This is a genomic window from Kurthia massiliensis (assembly GCF_000285555.1).
GTDB classification, from domain to species: Bacteria; Bacillota; Bacilli; order Bacillales_A; family Planococcaceae; genus Kurthia; species Kurthia massiliensis.
Genome location: NZ_HE611002.1, coordinates 122969 through 138846 on the forward strand (window position 1 = coordinate 122969; position 15878 = coordinate 138846).

At 40.2% G+C, this 15878-nt stretch carries 12 protein-coding genes; 7 read left to right on the plus strand and 5 right to left on the minus strand.

The features are described 5' to 3' along the window. Positions 1-25: 25 nt before the first annotated feature. The 5 genes from mnmG to rpmH all read right to left on the minus strand — a co-directional run bounded on the left by mnmG (position 26) and on the right by rpmH (position 5087). Positions 26-1903, minus strand: coding sequence for a tRNA uridine-5-carboxymethylaminomethyl(34) synthesis enzyme MnmG (gene mnmG, locus KMHG_RS14495; protein ID WP_010290580.1), 1878 nt, complete (start codon positions 1901-1903; stop codon positions 26-28). A gap of 30 nt (positions 1904-1933) precedes the next feature. Further along, positions 1934-3319, minus strand: coding sequence for a tRNA uridine-5-carboxymethylaminomethyl(34) synthesis GTPase MnmE (mnmE, locus tag KMHG_RS14500; RefSeq protein ID WP_010290581.1), 1386 nt, complete (start codon positions 3317-3319; stop codon positions 1934-1936). Between the two features lie 181 nt (positions 3320-3500). Further along, positions 3501-4337, minus strand: a complete 837-nt coding sequence (gene jag, locus KMHG_RS14505; RefSeq protein WP_010290583.1) for an RNA-binding cell elongation regulator Jag/EloR — start codon at positions 4335-4337, stop codon at positions 3501-3503. A gap of 67 nt (positions 4338-4404) precedes the next feature. Next, positions 4405-4785 (minus strand): ribonuclease P protein component, encoded by a 381-nt coding sequence (gene rnpA / locus KMHG_RS14510; protein ID WP_010290584.1) that lies wholly within the window; start codon positions 4783-4785, stop codon positions 4405-4407. Positions 4786-4952: 167 nt separating this feature from the next. Next, positions 4953-5087, minus strand: coding sequence for a 50S ribosomal protein L34 (gene rpmH, locus KMHG_RS14515; protein ID WP_010290586.1), 135 nt, complete (start codon positions 5085-5087; stop codon positions 4953-4955). Between the two features lie 555 nt (positions 5088-5642). Between rpmH and dnaA the strand changes: the two genes are divergently transcribed. From dnaA to KMHG_RS14550, 7 genes are all read left to right on the plus strand, one after another. Beyond that, positions 5643-6998 (plus strand): chromosomal replication initiator protein DnaA, encoded by a 1356-nt coding sequence (gene dnaA / locus KMHG_RS14520; protein WP_010290588.1) that lies wholly within the window; start codon positions 5643-5645, stop codon positions 6996-6998. Positions 6999-7178: 180 nt separating this feature from the next. Beyond that, a complete protein-coding gene (gene dnaN, locus KMHG_RS14525; protein WP_010290590.1) occupies positions 7179-8315 on the plus strand; it encodes a DNA polymerase III subunit beta in 1137 nt (378 codons plus the stop codon). Between the two features lie 135 nt (positions 8316-8450). Next, complete coding sequence (gene yaaA / locus KMHG_RS14530; protein ID WP_010290591.1) at positions 8451-8666, plus strand: S4 domain-containing protein YaaA; 216 nt, start codon at positions 8451-8453, stop codon at positions 8664-8666. Positions 8667-8669: 3 nt separating this feature from the next. Further along, on the plus strand, positions 8670-9782 hold the full coding sequence (recF, locus tag KMHG_RS14535; RefSeq protein ID WP_010290593.1) for a DNA replication/repair protein RecF: 1113 nt from the start codon (positions 8670-8672) through the stop codon (positions 9780-9782). A gap of 73 nt (positions 9783-9855) precedes the next feature. Then, positions 9856-11775: a DNA topoisomerase (ATP-hydrolyzing) subunit B gene (gyrB, locus tag KMHG_RS14540; RefSeq protein WP_010290595.1), complete on the plus strand. Its 1920-nt coding sequence runs from the start codon at positions 9856-9858 to the stop codon at positions 11773-11775. Positions 11776-11799: 24 nt separating this feature from the next. Continuing rightward, positions 11800-14268, plus strand: a complete 2469-nt coding sequence (gyrA, locus tag KMHG_RS14545; RefSeq protein ID WP_010290596.1) for a DNA gyrase subunit A — start codon at positions 11800-11802, stop codon at positions 14266-14268. 242 nt (positions 14269-14510) lie between these two features. After that, positions 14511-15611 carry an HD-GYP domain-containing protein gene (locus KMHG_RS14550; protein WP_010290597.1) on the plus strand — a complete coding sequence of 367 codons (1101 nt, stop codon included), beginning with the start codon at positions 14511-14513 and terminating at the stop codon, positions 15609-15611. Positions 15612-15878 lie beyond the last annotated feature (267 nt).

The window sequence follows — 15878 nt, forward strand, 5'->3', positions numbered from 1 at the left end:
GGCTGTGGATGACTCGTTCGGTTGATTAGACTTTCGCGATTTTACCTTGTTCGATATACACAAGTAAGATTGAAATATCAGCAGGGTTTACACCTGAGATACGAGACGCTTGTGCGACTGAAAGTGGGCGAACTTCTTTTAATTTTTCTTTCGCTTCAGTAGCGATTCCGCTAATCGCATCGTAATCGATGTTTTCAGGGATTTTTTTGTTCTCCATTTTTTTCATTTTCTCAACTTGTTGCATCGCTTTTTCGATATAGCCTTCGTATTTCACTTGGATTTCAACTTGTTCTTTTACGTCTTCAGCAAGCTCTGGCGCTTCTGTTACTTCCGCAACGAAGTCGTAGTGAAGTTCAGGACGTTTTAATAAATCCGTACCACGAATACCATCTTTTAATGGGCTACTACCTAACGCTTCTAATTGTGCATTGACAGCGCGAGGCTTAATACCGAACTCACGTAAACGTGCGATTTCCGCTTCTACTTGTGCTTTTTTCGCTTCGAATTTTGCAAAACGTTCGTCAGATACAAGACCTGCTTGATGGGCTTTTTCTGTTAAACGCATATCAGCATTATCGTGGCGAAGTAATAAGCGGTATTCAGCGCGAGACGTTAATAAGCGGTAAGGTTCGTTCGTGCCTTTTGTTACTAAATCGTCAATTAACACACCGATGTAAGCTTCAGAACGGTCTAAAATAATTTCTTCTTTGCCAAGTGCACGAGCAGCGGCGTTAATACCAGCCATCATACCTTGACCGGCAGCTTCTTCATAACCAGATGTACCGTTAATTTGACCAGCAGTGTAAAGGTTTTGAATACGTTTCGTTTCAAGTGTTGGCCATAATTGTGTTGGCACGATCGCATCGTACTCGATGGCGTAACCTGCACGCATCATTTCCGCTTTTTCAAGACCAGGAATTGATTCAAGCATTTTACGTTGAATGTGTTCTGGTAAGCTTGTTGATAAACCTTGTACGTAAACTTCTTCCGTATTGCGGCCCTCTGGCTCAAGGAATAGTTGGTGACGAGGTTTGTCAGCGAAACGAACGATTTTCGTTTCAATTGATGGGCAATAACGAGGACCTGTACCGACGATCACACCTGTGTACATCGGTGATTTGTCTAAGTTATCGTTAATGATTTGGTGCGTTGCTTCACTTGTATATGTTAACCAGCAAGGAATTTGATCGGTAATAAATTCAGTCGTTTCGAAGCTGAATGCACGTGGCTCAGGATCGCCCGGTTGAATTTCTGTTTTTGAATAATCAATTGTTTTGCTATTAACGCGAGGTGGTGTACCTGTTTTAAAACGTACAAGGTCAAAACCTAAGTCACGTAAGTTATCCGCAAGTTTCACTGATGGTTGTTGGTTGTTCGGACCTGAAGAATATTTTAAATCCCCGATAATAATTTCACCGCGAAGGAATGTACCACTCGCAATGACCACTGAATTTGAACGGTAAACGTCACCTGTTTGTGTAATGACACCAGCAACTTGACCGTCTTCGATAATTAACTCTTCAACCATACCTTGGCGAATCATTAAACCGTCTTGTTGTTCTAATAATTGTTTCATCATATGTTGGTATTGGAATTTATCTGCTTGCGCACGCAGGGCACGGACTGCAGGGCCTTTACCTGTGTTTAACATACGCATTTGAATGTGCGTTTTATCGATGACTTTACCCATCGCACCGCCCATTGCATCGATTTCACGTACGACGATCCCTTTCGCTGGACCACCGATTGATGGATTACATGGCATAAATGCGATCATATCTAAATTAATTGTTAACATTAATGTTTTCGCGCCCATACGTGCAGCAGCATATGCAGCTTCTACGCCAGCATGACCTGCTCCGACAACGATGACATCAAATGTACCTGCTTCATGAGTTTGCATAACTCAAACTACTTCCTCTCTATTGCTAAATTATTTCCCTAAACAGAATTGTGAGAATAGCTGATTGATCAGTTCGTCTTGAACCGTTTCACCGATAATTTCACCGAGTATCTCCCAAGCGTGCGTTAAATCCATTTGGATCATATCGACTGGAATGCCCGCTTCCGCCGCATTAATCGCATCGCGAATACGGTCTTTCGCTTGGTGAAGAAGGGCGATGTGACGAGCGTTTGATACGTACGTTGGATCTTCCGCTTCTACTTCGCCGCTAAAGAACATACGCGCAATCGCTTCTTCTAATTGCTCGATGCCTTCATCTTGTAAAATAGACGTCGTAATGACTTCATGACCTGCCGCAAGTTCGCGCACGCGGTCTAAATCAATACGTTGTTCAAGATCGGTTTTGTTCACGACAACGATGTAGTTCATATGTTTCACCGTTTCAAATAAACGTTCATCTTCTGGTGATAATGCTTCATTGTAATTCACTAAAAGTAGTGTTAAATCGGCATCGCGAAGTGCTTCACGAGAACGTTCAACACCGATACGTTCAACGATATCTTCCGTTTCACGAATACCGGCTGTATCAACTAATCGCAATGGTACACCGCGAACGTTGACGTATTCTTCAATAATATCACGCGTCGTCCCAGCAATATCTGTGACGATCGCTTTATTTTCTTGTACTAAGTTATTTAAAAGTGATGATTTACCGACGTTTGGACGACCTAAAATAACGGTTGATAAACCTTCACGTAAAATTTTACCTTGAGATGATGTATTCAGTAGACGGTCGATTTCTTTTTCAACCCAACCACAGTTGTTTAACATAAGTGGGATTGTCACTTCTTCGACGTCGTCGTATTCTGGATAGTCAATATTCACTTCAACTTGAGCCAACACTTCTAAAATCTTTTGGCGGAGTGACTTAATGAGACGTGATAATTTACCGTCCATTTGACCGAGCGCAACGTTCATCGCACGATCTGTTTTCGCACGGATTAAATCCATGACAGCTTCCGCTTGAGAAAGGTCGATACGGCCATTTAAGAAAGCACGTTTCGTAAATTCACCTGGTTCAGCAAGGCGTGCGCCGTTGCGAAGGACTAACTGAAGCACGCGATTGACGGTAACGAGACCACCGTGACAGTTAATTTCGACGACATCTTCACGCGTGAACGTTTTCGGCCCGCGCATTAAAGAAAGCATCACTTCTTCGACAACTTCTCCCGTGTCGACTTCTTTTAAATGACCATAATGAATCGTGTGCGACGTACAGTCGACTAATTTTTTACCGCTAGGGGAATGAAAAATTTTATCGGCAATCGCAACTGCCTCATCACCACTTAAGCGTACGATAGCAATCGCGCCTTCACCCATAGGGGTTGAAATCGCTGCAATTGTATCAAACTCCATAAAGACTACCTCCTACATAAGTTATCCACATGTGAATAAATAATTTACTAACTGTTGATTTTAACATATTGTGCGCGCGCATTATAGCGAGCTGTTTTGAGGAAAATTTTTCCTTAAGACAATAATAAAAGCCCTTCTCAAAAAATCTGAGAAGGACTCTTTCACAATCCTTATATTAACGTTATAAAACTGGTTCGATCACTAAGTGACGGCGACTATTTTCGCCTTCGGAAAACGTATCTACATCAAGACGTTTTGACAATGTGTGATGGATTACTTTACGTTCGGCAGAAGGCATCGGTTCTAACACGACAGCCTTGCGCGTACGTACAGCTTTATCCGCCATATTGTTTGCGAATTCAACGAGTGATTCTTCGCGACGCTTGCGGTAATTTTCCACATCCAATTCTACCATAAGAAAATGGTTTGTGTGTTTATAAATGACTAATTGCGTTAATTGTTGCAAAGAATTCAGTGTTTGTCCGCGCTTACCAATTAAGAGAGCTGCTTTCTCACTTTTTAAATTGATTTGAATGAGCTTCCCTTTCTTTTCCGTCACGTCCATGTCTAAATCGGTAATCCCTATTTGCTGTGCAATTGACTGTAAATAATGTTTCGCTTGCGCAATCGCCTGCGAATTATCATGTTTTTTCTTATGCACAGGTTCAGTAGAGTTATCCACCGACTTATCCACTGGTTGTGGAAAACTTTCAGACTTTTCCAAAGGTTTGTCCACATTATCCACCGACTTATCCACGCTATCCACAATATCTGTGGATAGATTTGGTGTTTTATCCACATTTTCCACAACAGGCTGTGGTTGTTCCACAGCTTTTGCAGGGGATAACTTTTTCTCTGTTACGAGTACTTGCGCTTTTTTCGCGCCAATTCCTAAAAAACCTTTTTTCGGTTGCTGCAAAATCGTGATATCCACTTGTGCATAACTTAAATTCAGTTCATGCAACGCTTTTTCAATCGCTTCATCGACAGTTTTACCGATTTGAGTTGCTTGTTTCATTGTAAAGCCCCCCTAAATCCCAGGTCATTATCCATTTTTACACAAAGTTAATACTTTGTGTAAAAACTTAATTCATTTTAGCATGGTTCGAACGCTTTGCTCTAGTAGATCGTTGTAAAACTTTCGCAATTTGCAATACGTGTTCTAGACTTTTTTTCGTTTGAGCAAAGTCCATAGTGGCCGCCGGTTTTCTGGCGATAATAACATAATCCATATTTTGCGCCAGTTCTTGATCCAATTCATGGAAAGCTTGACGGATATGGCGTTTGATTTGGTTGCGCACGACGGCATTGCCAAGTTTTTTACTAACAGACAGACCGATGCGGAATTGCTGTTGGTCTTCTTTCGTTAAACAATACACGACGAATTGACGGTTTGCGAACGACTTTCCTTTTTTGAAAGCTTTCTGGAAATCGACGTTTTTCTTCACTCTGCGTTGTTTTTTCATCCTTGCACCTGCTTCTTCCTCTATTGTAATAGAAGAAAATATGTCCTAATACTACGGAAAGACGTTCCCATGCAGACCAATAGGGAACGTCTTTCATCTTCTTCCTCTTTTTCACTTGTTCGATCAAGCTCTTTAAAGAAAAAAGACCACTGAGTTGGTCAGTGGACTTATGCTGATAATACTTTACGGCCTTTACGACGGCGAGCTGCTAATACGCGGCGACCGTTTTTAGTTGCCATACGAGCACGGAAACCGTGAACTTTGCTATGTTTACGTTTTTTTGGTTGGTATGTGCGTTTCATTATATACACCTCCTACTACATGAAAGTCTATTAAAAAATTTCATTACAGACAGTCCTTGCTATTATAGTGGTTTCTAGCATCTATTGTCAAGTTTGTTTTCGGAAAAATCTTTCTTAAATAGGGTAGTGCAATGACTGTTTTTCTGTGATAAAGTTAGGCACATTGTGTCCTTACTTTTCCACAGGGCCTTTGGATAACTCTGTGTATAATATTTTTCAGTCCGAAAGTTATACACAGTACTTATCAACAGCTTATCCACAAATTCACAGGGTGTGGATAACTAGGTTGTGTATAAATATACATTCTGTGGATAAGTGCCGTGAACTATTGATTTCATCAACATTTCTTGGTATGATAACTGTGCATAAACATGTTGATAACTTTTTTTATACAAAACTTATCCACACTATCCACAGGTTGTGGATAACTTCTATCCACAGGTTGTGGATAGTGTTTTTTTATGGCTGTGGATACTGTGGATAAGTGCTAAAATAACATATGTATTGTTCTCGATTAGAACGATATTTTTTACAAGAAGAAAGGGAGTAGCCAGCTTGGACCATTTAGATGAACTATGGGAAAAGGTTTTATCTGAGGCGAAAGAAAAGATCTCAAAACCAAGCTTTGAAACTTGGCTAAAATCTACGAAGCTCCTTGCATACACTGGCGATGCCGTAACGGTTGTAGCCCCGAACTCTTTCGGACGTGAATGGCTTGAAAACCACTACGTAACGCTTATTTCGTCTATTTTAGAGGAACTAACGGGTGAATCATTACAAATTCGCTTTATCGTACAGCAAGATGCTGACCTAGAAGATTTTGAATCAAAACCAATTAAACCAAAACCAATTAAAAAAGAGGAAGAAGAGCCGATTTTCGACCAAGCAACGATGTTGAACACGAAAAACACGTTCGATACGTTCGTTATCGGCTCAGGAAACCGTTTTGCACACGCAGCATCGCTTGCTGTCGCGGAAGCCCCTGCAAAAGCTTACAATCCTCTATTTATTTACGGCGGCGTTGGACTTGGCAAGACGCATTTAATGCATGCAATCGGGCATTACGTGCTCGAACATAATCCAAATGCAAAGGTCGTTTATTTATCTTCAGAAAAATTTACAAATGAGTTCATTAACTCAATTCGTGACAATAAAGCGGAGGCTTTCCGCAACAAATATCGTAAAGTTGACGTGTTATTAATTGATGACATTCAGTTCTTAGCGGGTAAAGAGTCTACGCAAGAGGAATTTTTCCATACTTTTAATACATTGCACGAAGAATCAAAACAAATTGTCATTTCAAGTGACCGTCCACCGAAAGAAATCCCTACATTAGAGGATCGCCTGCGTTCACGCTTCGAATGGGGCCTCATTACGGACATTGCACCACCTGATTTAGAAACGCGTATCGCGATTTTACGTAAAAAAGCGATCGCTGATAAATTAACAGTGCCAAATGAAGTGATGCTTTATATCGCCAATCAAATCGACTCAAATATTCGTGAATTAGAAGGCGCTTTAACACGTGTTGTCGCGTATTCTTCACTTGTAGGAGAGCCGGTAACGCCTGATTTGGCGGCGCGCGCGCTAAAAAGCATCATTCCAGAAGGTGCACCCCGTTCATTAAACATTCACGATATTCAACGTGCCGTTGCAGAGCACTATCATATTGAAATTGAAGACTTTGCAGCGAAGAAACGTACGAAAACGATCGCGTTCCCGCGCCAAGTTGCGATGTATCTATCTCGCGAACTTACCGACAATTCATTGCCAAAAATCGGTGATGAGTTTGGTGGCCGAGATCATACGACCGTTTTACATGCCCATGAAAAAATTGGGTCATTATTGAAAGAAGATGTACTGCTTCAAGAAGATGTGAAGCAAATTAAAATCTCATTAGGGCAATCTTAGGCTGTGGATAAGTTGTGGATAACTTTCGGAGTTATACACAGAGTTATACACAGGTTATACACAGGTACTTTGCCTTTATACCAGTACTTCAAGGCACTTATCCACAGTATCCACAGGCCCTATTACTATTACTTCTAAAAAATAATAAATAATATATATAATTAAGAGAGGTTATATTTTATGAAATTTGATATCCAACGCGACCATTTATTAAATGGTGTAAATGATGTTTTAAAAGCAGTTAGCTCTAAAACAACAATGCCGATTTTAACAGGTATTAAATTAGATGCTTCAAAAGAAGGACTAACATTAACAGGTAGTGATGCGGATATTACAATCCAAGTATTCATTCCAACTGAAAAAGATGGAGAAGAACTAATTCACGTACAACAAGCAGGTTCAATTGTGTTACAAGCACGTATGTTCAACGAAATCGTACGTAAACTTCCAACGAAAGATGTTGAAATTGAAGTAGTAGAAGGATATCAAACACGTATTCGTTCTGGTAAATCTGATTTCCACTTAATCGGTCAAGATGCAGCAGAATATCCAATGACACCTGATGTAACAAACGATCACCAATTCACATTAGCAGCGGATCTGTTAAAACAAATTATTCGTGAAACAGTATTTGCAGTATCTGCAAGTGAATCTCGTCCAGTATTAACAGGGGTTAACTGGCAAATTAAAGAAGAAGGCTTAATTTGTGTTGCGACAGATAGTCACCGCTTAGCACGTCGTCGTGTCGCATTAGACAGCTTACCAACAAATGTACCGAGCGTTGCAATTCCAGGGAAAAGCTTAAATGAATTAAGCAAAGTATTACCGGATGACCAAACAGGCGTTGATGTGTACTTAAACAACCAACAAGTCGTATTCAAAACGAATGACTTAGTGTTCTACTCTCGTTTATTAGAAGGAAACTACCCTGACACATCTCGTTTAATTCCTGAAGAATATCAAACGAATATTACGCTAAACGGTAAAGAACTATTGCAAGCAATTGATCGTGCATCACTTTTAGCGCGCAGCGACCGTAACAACGTCGTACGTCTTTCAATCGTGAACAACGAAACAATCGAAATTTCTTCTAACTCTCCAGAAATCGGTAAAGTAGAAGAACAAATTCCAGTATCATCATTTAGCGGCGACGATCTTCGCATTTCATTCAGTTCTAAATTTATGATGGATGCGTTAAAAGCAATTGACGGTCAAGAAGTTGTCATTCAATTTACAGGTGCAATGCGCCCATTCATTTTACGTTCTGTACACGACGATGCGATTCTGCAATTGATCTTACCAGTACGTACTTACTAATTTAGCAACGCTTCCGAATATAAAACAGTAATTTTAGAAGATAGGCGAACATACATGCCTATCTTCTTTTTTACTTCTATGTGAATTTTCGGTACAATAAAAGAATACTGAGCAAAATTGAAGAGGATGAAAAAAGTGAACCAAATTAAAATTACAGATGAGTTCGTCACACTAGGTCAATTTTTAAAATTAGCCGACATTATTAGTTCTGGTGGCCAAGCAAAATGGTTTTTACAAGAGTATGAAGTTTACGTCAATGATGAATTAGAAGATCGTCGTGGCCGTAAGTTATATGTAGGCGATGAAGTAGCAATTCCTGGCGAAGGCGACTTCGAGATCGTTGGAGCATAACGGATGTATATTGAACGTCTGAAGTTAACGAATTATCGTAATTACGATACGACTGAACTGACATTCTCTAAAGAAATTAACGTATTTATTGGTGAAAATGCACAAGGTAAAACGAACGTCATGGAAGCCATTTACGTACTTGCTATGGCGAAATCACATCGTGCCTCGAACGAGAAAGAATTGATACTATGGGAAGCAGACTATGGTAAAATAGAAGGTGACATTCAAAAGAAATATGGTCGCCTGCCGCTAGAATTTATCATCTCGAAAAAAGGCAAAAAAGCGAAGGTAAATCATTTAGAGCAAAGCCGCTTAAGTGATTACGTCGGACAGATGAATGTTGTCATGTTTGCACCTGAAGATTTAACGGTCGTAAAAGGCAGTCCACAAGTTAGAAGACGTTTTTTAGATATGGAGATTGGTCAAATTTCGCCTGTTTATTTACACGATCTTGTAACGTTTCAAAAAATATTAAAACAGCGCAATCATTTATTAAAAGACAGCCGTGGGAAGAAACTCGATGACACGCTTTTTGACATTTACACCGAGCAATACGTCCAAGCTGCTGTCAAAGTAATTCGAAAGCGATTTGAATTTATGGAGCTTTTGCAACAATGGGCTGATCCGATTCACTTCGGTATTTCTCGCGAGCTTGAAAAGCTTGAAATTAAATACCGTCCTGTAAGCGGACTGGAGCGAGATTTCACAGAACAGCAAATGTGCGAACATTTATTGCAAAAGTTAAACGAACAAAAACAACGAGAGCTAGAGCGCGGCGTGACGTTAGTTGGTCCCCACCGTGATGACTTAGCGTTTTTTGTAAATGGCTATGATGTACAAACATATGGCTCACAAGGACAACAACGCACGACAGCTCTATCGTTGAAACTTGCTGAGATTGAGTTAATTCAGCAAGAGACAGGCGAGGCGCCAATTTTACTACTCGATGATGTGTTATCGGAGCTAGATGATTATCGCCAATCGCATTTATTGAATACGATTCGAGGAAAAGTGCAAACATTCGTGACGACAACGAGCGTCGAAGGAATTGAGCACGACACGATACGTGAAGCAAAGATGTTTCATGTGAAACAAGGTTCTGTAAGCACAGATTAAACGCTGTGTTTTCAGAGCCTTGTCAGGTTCGAAAACAAAAAAGAAACGCCATGAAAGAGTAGGTGGAGTAATAATGGCAGAAGAAACAAAGCCGGTTGCATATGATGCCGATCAAATACAAGTACTTGAAGGCTTAGAAGCTGTTCGTAAACGTCCCGGGATGTATATCGGGTCAACAAGCTCTAAAGGTCTTCACCATTTAGTATGGGAAATCGTCGATAACAGTATCGATGAAGCACTAGCTGGATATGCTACAGATATCGTTGTAGCAATTGAAAAAGATAACTGGATTCGCGTTGAAGATAACGGCCGTGGTATTCCAGTAGATACGCAAGAAAAAGTAGGGAAACCTGCAGTTGAAGTCATTATGACTGTGCTACACGCCGGCGGTAAATTCGGCGGTGGCGGATATAAAGTATCAGGCGGTCTACATGGTGTAGGGGCATCTGTTGTAAATGCCTTATCTACAGAAACGATCGTTCAAGTACACCGCGATGGTCATATTCACGAAATTAAATTCGAACGTGGCAAAACTGTACAACCGTTAAAAGTGATTGGCGACACAGATCACAACGGTACGACAACACGCTTTAAAGCAGACCCAGAAATTTTCAAAGAAACAACTGTGTATGAATTTGATATTTTAGCGCACCGTGTACGTGAACTTGCGTATTTAAACCGTGGCATCCGCATTTCAATTATTGATGAGCGTGAAGGTCAAGAACGTCGCAACGATTACCACTACGAAGGCGGTATCAAATCATACGTTGAACATATGAACGAGAAAAAAGAACCGATTCATGAAGCAATCGATTTAAAAGGTGAAAAAGATGGTATTTCAATCGAGATCGCAATGCAATACAACGCAGGTTTCGCATCAAATATCTTCTCATTTGCCAACAACATCAATACGTACGAAGGTGGTACGCATGAATCAGGTTTCAAAACAGCGTTAACGCGTGTTATTAATGACTACGCACGTAAATCAAATTTATTAAAAGCAGCAGATGCAAATCTTTCAGGTGAAGACGTACGTGAAGGCTTAATCGCCATCGTTTCCATCAAACACCCAGATCCACAGTTCGAAGGTCAAACGAAAACGAAATTAGGAAACTCTGAAGTAAGTGCGATTACGAACTCATTATTCTCTGAGCACTTCGAACGTTTCTTACTTGAGAACCCAAGCGTTGCACGTACGATCGTAGATAAAGGTTTAATCGCCTCTCGCGCACGTGTTGCAGCGAAAAAAGCACGTGAAATGACACGTCGTAAATCAGCATTAGAAGTATCTAGCTTGCCAGGTAAACTAGCAGACTGTTCTTCTCGTCATCCTGAAGAATGTGAAATGTACATCGTAGAAGGTGACTCTGCGGGTGGTTCAGCAAAATCTGGTCGTGACCGTCACTTCCAAGCAATCTTGCCACTACGCGGTAAAATTTTAAACGTCGAAAAAGCACGTTTAGACCGCATTTTATCAAACGCAGAAATCCGCGCGATGATTACAGCAATCGGTACAGGTATCGGTGAAGATTTCAACTTAGAAAAAGCACGTTACCATAAAGTTGTCATTATGACCGATGCCGATGTCGATGGTGCGCACATTCGTACGCTACTATTAACATTCTTCTTCCGCTTCATGCGTCCATTAATTGAAGCAGGCTACATTTACGTTGCACAGCCACCACTTTACCAAGTGAAACAAGGTAAGCACGTAGAATATTGCTATTCAGACGCGGAACTACAAGAGATTGTTGGCCGCCTTCCACAGCAACCAAAACCAATGGTCCAACGCTACAAAGGTCTTGGTGAAATGAACGCCGACCAATTATGGGATACAACAATGGATCCTGAACACCGTGTGTTACTGCAAGTAGAGCTTGATGATGCATTAGAAGCAGATCGTGCTTTCGAAGATTTAATGGGTGATGATGTAGAACCACGTCGTCAATTCATTCATGAAAACGCAGTATACGTTGAAAACTTAGATATTTAGGTGAGCGAAGGGAGGTCACATACGTTGACTGAAGCAAAGAACTCCGGTGTTAGAGGAGTAAATATTACAAAAACAATTAAAACCGCATTTTTAGATTATGCGATGAGTGTAATCGTATCACGTGCACTTCCAGACGTACGTGATGGTTTAAAACCGGTACAACGTCGTATTTTATACGGCATGCAAGAATTAGGTAGCGCATCTGATAAACCTTATAAAAAGTCTGCGCGTATCGTCGGTGACGTAATGGGTAAGTATCACCCACATGGTGACTCTTCTATTTACGAAGCAATGGTCCGCATGGCACAAGACTTCAGCTACCGCTATATGCTAGTTGATGGTCACGGTAACTTCGGTTCTGTCGATGGTGACGGAGCTGCCGCAATGCGTTATACAGAATCACGTATGTCAAAAATCTCAATGGAGATGCTACGTGACATTAATAAAAACACAATCGATTATAAAGATAACTACGACGGTAACGAAAAAGAGCCAGTCGTATTACCTGCACGTTATCCAAACTTACTCGTAAATGGTGCTTCTGGTATCGCGGTAGGTATGGCGACAAATATTCCACCTCACCAATTAGGCGAAGTCATTAACGGTGTATTAGCGGTTTCTGAAAATCCAGCGATTACAACGGAAGAGCTAATGGAAATCATTCCAGGCCCTGACTTCCCAACAGGCGGTATTATTTTAGGCCGTAGCGGTATTCGCCAAGCATACGAAACAGGTCGCGGTTCAATTATTGTCCGCGCGAAAGTTGAAATCGAACAAACGTCAACAGGTCGTGAAGTCATCGTCGTAAGCGAACTTCCTTACCAAGTGAACAAGGCGAAGTTAATTGAAAAAATTGCTGAGCTTGTTCGTGACAAAAAAATCGAAGGTATTACGAACTTACGTGATGAATCTGACCGTAACGGTATGCGTATTACAATCGATGTTCGTAAAGATGCGAATGCAAATGTTGTGTTAAACAACTTATATAAACAAACAGCGATGCAATCTAGCTTCGGTATTAATACAGTTGCTCTTGTAAAAGGTCAACCGAAAACATTAAGCTTAAAAGAATGTTTATACCATTACTTAGAGCACCAAAAAGAAGTGATTCGCCGTCGTACAGAGTTTGAACTGAAAAAAGCTGAAGCGCGTGCGCACATTTTAGAAGGCTTACGTATCGCTTTAGACCACATTGATGCGATTATTGCGTTAATTCGTGGTTCTCAAACTTCTGACGCTGCGAAACAAGGCTTAATGGAAGAGTTCAAGCTATCAGAACGTCAAGCACAAGCAATCCTTGATATGCGTCTGCAACGTTTAACAGGTTTAGAGCGCGATAAAATTGAAGCAGAGTACCAAGAACTACAAGCGTTAATTGCAAAATTACGTGGTATTTTAGGGGACGAAGCGCAAATTATCGATATTATCCATACAGAATTAAACGAAATCCGCGAACGCTTCAATGATGCCCGCCGTACAGAAATTACAGCAGGTGGCGCTGGTATGATCGAGGATGAAGATTTAATTCCACGCGAAAACTCAGTGTTAACTTTAACGCACAACGGTTACATCAAACGTTTACCTGCGAACACGTATCGCAGCCAACGTCGTGGTGGTCGTGGTGTACAAGGTATGAACACGCACGAAGATGATTTCGTTGAACATCTTCTATATACATCTACGCACGATACAATTTTATTCTTCACATCTAAAGGGAAAACGTTCAAAGCAAAAGGCTATGAAATTCCTGAGTACGGTCGTACAGCAAAAGGTTTACCAATCGTAAACTTATTAAACGTTGATAAAGATGAAAAAGTAACAGCGATGATTCGCGTTCCTTCATATGATGAAGAAGCTTACTTCATTTTCACAACACGTACAGGTGTGACAAAACGTACGTCACTTGCACAATTTGCAAACATCCGTACGAATGGTTTAATCGCGATTTCATTACGTGAAGACGATGAATTAATTTCTGTCCGCCTAACAGACGGTAAAAAAGAAGTTGTCATCGGTACACGTAATGGTATGCTCGTCCGCTTTAACGAAGAAGATATCCGTCCGATGGGTCGTACAGCAAGTGGGGTACGTGGTATCCGCCTAAAAGATGATGACTACGTAGTCGGCATGGAAATTTTAGAGCCAGGTCAAGAAGTATTAGTGGTGACAGCGAATGGTTACGGTAAACGTACACCAGAAGAAGAATACCGCCTACAAACACGTGGTGGTGTCGGTATTAAAACGATTCAAATTACTGATAAAAACGGTCCAATGTCAGCAGTGAAAACAGTTACTGGTGAAGAGGACATTATGTTAATTACTGATAATGGTATGTTAATTCGTATGGACGTCGGAGATATTTCTGTTATCGGTCGTAGTACACAAGGTGTGCGCTTAATCCGCTTAACAGATGGCGAACACGTTGCAACGGTAGCGAAAGTTGAAAAAGAAGCGCCGGAAGAAGACGACGAAGAAACAGACGTAACAGAATAATATAAAACACGAAAGGATATGCGCATCATGCGCATATCCTTTTTTAATGTTCTTTCCAGTAATTATATAAAAATCATTTCTAACTCATGAACGTCAATGGTTTTCATTTACAACAAAATGATAACGGGATACTATAGACCTAACATAAAAATAAAAAGCTTTAAATTAAAACATTAAAAGGGTTATAATTGGATAAAAAGTCACAAATAGCTATTTTTAAGCGGGCAAGGATGGTGTTAATAATGGAAGGTATATTAATGAGCGTGCCAGAAATTCGATTAGGCAGTATCGTATGTGAAGATATTATGGGAAACACGCAATTTCCGATTGTAAAAAAAGGAACGACTGTAACACGAGAGTTATTGCAAGTATTGATGGCATTTCAAGTGAATAACGTTCAAGTGACTGGGTCAGGTGAAGCAACGCCTGTAGAAGATGTGATTGAGCAGCAAGAAAACAATGTACAACCAATTGCTTCAAATGAACCATCTGTATCTTTTAAACGTTGTTATCAGAAAGCTGTTGCGCAATTTAAAAATGAATTTTTAAGTTGGGAATCAGGAGCCAAAATCGATATACCGAAGCTACGAGACATCCTGTTACCTCTTATTAATGATGTCATGCGCCAACGTACGCGTATTTTCATGTTAAATAAATATAGCAACCCAACAGAGTATATTTATAACCATGGTATCTCAATGGCTTTAATTGCAGCGGTCATCGCGCAAAAGATGGGCTATCTTAAAGGAGAAGTTATTCAGTTATCGATTGCAGCGTTAATTTCTGACTGTGGCATGGCAAAAATTTCAAAACGTATTCGTGAGAAAGCAGGCGCATTAACGGCAAGTGAGTTTGCGCAAATTAAAGAGCATCCACGCAATAGCTTACTAATGGTGAAAGAACTACCATTAGTGAAGACAGAAATGAAGCTTGCAATTTTCCAACATCACGAACGTTTGGACGGTAGTGGCTATCCTTGTAATTCAAAAGGGAATACGATTACAGTACAAGCGCACATTTTAGCCATTGCGGACGTTTTCCACGCGATGACGTGTGAACGTGTCTATAAGAAAGGTTTCTCTCCATTTAAGGCGATTGAAATGATTCAGAAAGAAGCATTCGGTAAGTTCCACGTAGAACCAGTGCAGGGCCTATTGAATTGCGTCGCAGATTTAGGATTAGGCACGAGCGTTCAATTATCAAATCATGCGATCGGCCAAATTGTATTTACGAATAAAAAAAATGCAACACGTCCTGTTGTAAAAGTTACAGGCTTTGATGAAACAATCGACTTAAGTAAAATAAAAGATCTTTATATAGAGAAAATTTTAATGAAAGAATAATACCGTTCTTTTAGATCATACATGCGTAAATATCAATCTTATGTATTTGATATGTGCGTTTATGTATGATTTTTTGTTGAAATGTTTTACTTTAAAATTATTTCACAAAAGTTGTTGACTTAAGCGTTTTGAGTATATATAATAAGTTATGTTGATTCGGTTCACACGAACTTGAAAAAACAAAAATAAAATTTCTTGAAAAAAGTTGTTGACAACTTAAAACAAGATATGATATTATATATGAGTCGCTGAGGTAACTGCGACGAG